This is a genomic window from Microbulbifer sp. (assembly GCF_036563125.1).
In the GTDB taxonomy this organism is placed as follows: domain Bacteria; phylum Pseudomonadota; class Gammaproteobacteria; order Pseudomonadales; family Cellvibrionaceae; genus Microbulbifer.
Genome location: NZ_DATCMV010000023.1, coordinates 1 through 3781, shown reverse-complemented (window position 1 = coordinate 3781; position 3781 = coordinate 1). Strand labels below are relative to the sequence as shown.

5 protein-coding genes are annotated in these 3781 nt (G+C 61.2%); 3 read left to right on the top strand and 2 right to left on the bottom strand.

Translation table 11 applies throughout. The features are described from left to right. Both VIL80_RS01610 and VIL80_RS01605 read right to left on the bottom strand, forming a co-directional pair. The coding region (locus VIL80_RS01610; protein WP_332034415.1) for a TonB-dependent receptor at window positions 1–1476 on the bottom strand (1476 nt) is incomplete at its 3' end. 73 nt (window positions 1477–1549) lie between these two features. Beyond that, window positions 1550–1840 carry a hypothetical protein gene (locus VIL80_RS01605; RefSeq protein ID WP_332034414.1) on the bottom strand — a complete coding sequence of 97 codons (291 nt, stop codon included), beginning with the start codon at window positions 1838–1840 and terminating at the stop codon, window positions 1550–1552. Between the two features lie 151 nt (window positions 1841–1991). Between VIL80_RS01605 and hisB the strand changes: the two genes are divergently transcribed. The 3 genes from hisB to VIL80_RS01590 all read left to right on the top strand — a co-directional run. Next, window positions 1992–2579: an imidazoleglycerol-phosphate dehydratase HisB gene (hisB, locus tag VIL80_RS01600; RefSeq protein ID WP_332034413.1), complete on the top strand. Its 588-nt coding sequence runs from the start codon at window positions 1992–1994 to the stop codon at window positions 2577–2579. Between the two features lie 10 nt (window positions 2580–2589). Further along, window positions 2590–3252 carry an imidazole glycerol phosphate synthase subunit HisH gene (gene hisH / locus VIL80_RS01595; protein ID WP_332034412.1) on the top strand — a complete coding sequence of 221 codons (663 nt, stop codon included), beginning with the start codon at window positions 2590–2592 and terminating at the stop codon, window positions 3250–3252. A gap of 211 nt (window positions 3253–3463) precedes the next feature. After that, window positions 3464–3781 (top strand): HisA/HisF-related TIM barrel protein (locus tag VIL80_RS01590; RefSeq protein WP_332034411.1); only part of this gene is annotated, 318 nt, incomplete at its 3' end.

Here is a 3781-nt window from a genome sequence, read left to right as displayed (position 1 = left end):
CTTGTCCAGGCTTTCGCTGCCGATGATGTAGCGGGATTCCGCCAGGTGGGCGCCGTCGGCGAATAGCTCCTCGGCCACCGGTGCACGCTCGGCACTGGTGAGGCCAAGGCTCAAGTGCTGGTGTTCGGCGAGGAAATACTGAATGGCGCTGGACAGGCCGACCAGGTCGAAGTCCTTGTCGTTGCCGTATTCCGGATTGATGGTCACATTTTCCACGCGCGCGCCCAGGTCCAGGTGCCAGCTGCCCCACTCGCGCTCCTTCATGGTGAAGGCGCCGATGCTGTCGGTAATGGATGGGCGGATGAAGGCTTCGTCACCGATGGCGGCAAAGTCCTTGCGCGACAGCTGCAGGCCGTAGGCGCCGCGCCACTGGCCGCCGTCATCGTGGGTCAGCTCTACGCGGCTTTCCCAGGCCTTGTTGGTAAAGCGGGTGCCGGGTTCGCCGTGCTCGATCTCGACGTGCTCGTAATCGTTGTGACCGACGCGGAAGCTGAGTTTGTCCCAGTAGTCATCGCCAAAGTCGTGCTCGCCCTTGAGGTCGTAGCGGGTCTGGGCCAGGTCGATGCGCACGGCTTCCTCGTCGTGCTCCTCGGACTCAAGTATCTCTCCCGGTATGGGTTCCTCTTCCTCGTGGTGCGCGTGGGCGCCTAGCGGAATGCCGTAGTTGTTCTCCAGGCGATTGACCGACATACCGACAAAACCGCTGTCGGTCACCCAGGACAGGCCGGCGCTGCCGCTCTTGGCGCGGGTATTGGTGTTGCCCACATAGCCGTCGGTGTTGAACTCTTCCTCGTGGGCCTCTTCCTCTCCCTCGTGGTCGTCGTGTTCGCGGATGGCGAGGCCGGGGATCTGGGTGTTGCCGCTGTCGCGGTAGACCCCGTCCAGGTACCAGGCCAGGCTGCCCGCGCCGCCCTGCAGGCGGAAGACCCCGGCATCCTGGCTGTTGGCGGTGTCGTGGCGCATCTCCACCGCGCCCTCGATCGCTTCCGGCACCCGGGTCGGGATACGACCGTCGATCACATTCACCACCCCGCCGATGGCGCCGCTGCCGTAGCGCAGGGCCGCCGGGCCGCGCAGGATCTCGATGCTGTTGGCCAGCAGCGGTTCGATACTGGCGGCGTGGTCGGAGCTGGTGTTGGAGGCGTCGGCCACATCCAGGTTGTCATTCAGCACCTTCACCCGGTTGGCACTCTGGCCGCGGATGACCGGCAGGCCCACGCCGCCGCCGAAGGAGGCATTGGCCACGCCCAGCTGGCTGTTGAGGGTCTGGCCCAAGGTGGCAGCGGCGGACTTGCGCAGCTCATCGCCGGAGAGAACGGATACCGGTGCAGCCACCGCGTCGGCGGGCTTGGCCAGGGGGGAAACGGTGACGTTCACTTCTTCCAGGTTGTCCCGCTTATCGGCAGTAGTCTCGGCGGAAACGGCAGAAGAGAGCGCGCAGGCAATCGCCAGCGCCAGAGTATTTACTCGGTACATTGTTGTTTATTCCTGTCACGGACGGGCAGCGGCCACCGAAAGGCCGGTGCCGGAAATGCAAAAAAGTGGTTTTTTAGCTGAGTGACAGGATGGCGGGCGGGCCGCGGGCGGTCTGGCGCTCCGGCTGGCAGTCGAGGGCTACCGGGGCCTGCTGTTCGATATACAGCGGCGCCAGGTCTTCGGTGACAAAGGAAAATTCACTACCCACGGGGGCGGGCGTGTGGTTGTGGGACAGGTCGCACAGCTTGTGGGACTGGTCATCGATGTGAATATGCTCCGCCAGCACCGGCTGCGCGAGCATCAGCGCGAACAGCAGTACAAAGCTGACCCATACCGGGGTCTTGTGGCGGGAGTACATAGTCATGCGCCGTATGATATTTGATCCCAATGACGAATCAAGTTTCATCTGAGACTATCGGCCAAATTTCATCCCATTTGGGCGTATAATTCGCGCCGTCTGTCTCAAGGGCCGGCCACAGGGGCGGGTCCACTTCGTATTCAAGGATGTAGATCTCATGCGCACCGCCAGCGTCAACCGCGATACCCTGGAAACCAAGATCCAGGTCAGCGTCAACATCGACGGCAAAGGTACCGGCAAATTCAACACCGGTGTCCCCTTTCTAGAGCACATGATGGACCAGATCGCCCGCCACGGCATGATCGACATGGACATCACCTGCGACGGCGACGTGCATATTGACGACCACCACACCGTGGAAGACATCGGCATCACCCTGGGCAAGGCCATCAACCAGGCCATCGGCGACAAGAAAGGCATGACCCGCTACGGCCACGCCTACGTACCCCTGGACGAAGCCCTGTCCCGAGTGGTCATCGACTTCTCCGGCCGCCCCGGCCTCACCATGAACGTGCCCTTCACCCAGAAGCGCATTGGCAACTTCGACACCGAGCTGTTCTACGAATTCTTTCAGGGTTTCGTAAACCACGCATTGGTAACGTTGCACATCGACTGCATCCGCGGCTTCAACGCCCACCACCAGATCGAAACCGTATTCAAAGCCTTCGGCCGCGCCTTGCGCATGGCACTGACTCCCGACCCACGGATGGAAGGCGCCATGCCCTCCACCAAAGGCGTGCTGTAAGAGCGTGGCCATGCAGAAAATCGTCATTCTCGACTACGGCATGGGCAACCTGCATTCGGTTGCCAGCGCCCTGCAAAAGGTCGCCCCCGGCGATGAAATCGTCCTCGCCACCACCCCGGAAGAAGCCCACGGCGCAGACCGCCTGGTAGTCCCCGGCGTCGGTGCCATCCGCGATTGCGTCGAAGGTTTTATCCGCCCCGGCTTCGTACCCCTGCTGAACGAATCCATCGAATCCGGCATGCCCATTCTCGGCGTCTGCGTCGGCATGCAGATCATGATGGCCCACAGCGAGGAAAACGGTGGTATCGACTGCCTCGGCATCTTCCCGCAGCCGGTAAAGTTTTTCGGCAAGGACCTGCATGAACAGACAGCACCTGGCGCCCGCGGCGAAAAATTAAAAGTCCCGCACATGGGCTGGAACCAGGTGCAGCAGAAGATCGACCACCCGTTGTGGAGCGGCATCGAAAACGGCAGCCGTTTTTATTTCGTGCACAGCTACTACGTGCCGTCGGATAACAACGACGCCGTCGCCGGCGAGACCGACTACGGTGTGAAGTTCGCCGCTGCGGTGGCACGAGAAAATATTTTTGCCACCCAATTCCACCCGGAAAAAAGCGCGGATGCCGGCTTGCAGCTGCTGAAAAATTTCGTGAGCTGGAACGGTTCGTTCTAACGAACGAACGAAGGCTACAAGCGCTAACGAAGCATAAATCTTTACGCGAAGGGGGAGTGCCGGGGATAAGTTTTCAGAAGCGTCGGCAACAGGGATGTTGCCGACGCAGCGTACAGGGATGTATTCACAGCGGTTCTGAAAACTTATCCCCGGTGCTTCACCGCCACAGGACCTGAATAAAGCAGGACCTCGCAACAGGAAGTTAAACAAAATGATCGTAATCCCAGCCATTGATCTGAAAGACGGCGAGTGCGTGCGCCTGCGCCAGGGCGAAATGGAAGACGCAACCGTCTTCTCCGACGATCCCGTCGCCACCGCCGAACACTGGTTCAACCAGGGCGCCAAACGCCTGCATATCGTCGACCTCAACGGCGCCTTCGCCGGCAATCCCGTCAATGGCGACGCCGTCAACGCCATCGCCCGCCAGTTCCCGCAGTACCCGATCCAGATCGGCGGCGGCATCCGCGATCTCAAAACCATCGAGTGGTACCTCACCGCCGGCGTCACCTGGACCATCATCGGCACCGCC

Bases quoted from the DNA above. Each gene is read 5' to 3' on its own strand.
- VIL80_RS01605 (WP_332034414.1), bottom strand. From the start codon at position 1,840: ATGACTATGTACTCCCGCCACAAGACCCCGGTATGGGTCAGCTTTGTA.
- hisB (WP_332034413.1), top strand. From the start codon at position 1,992: ATGCGCACCGCCAGCGTCAACCGCGATACCCTGGAAACCAAGATCCAG.
- hisH (WP_332034412.1), top strand. From the start codon at position 2,590: ATGCAGAAAATCGTCATTCTCGACTACGGCATGGGCAACCTGCATTCG.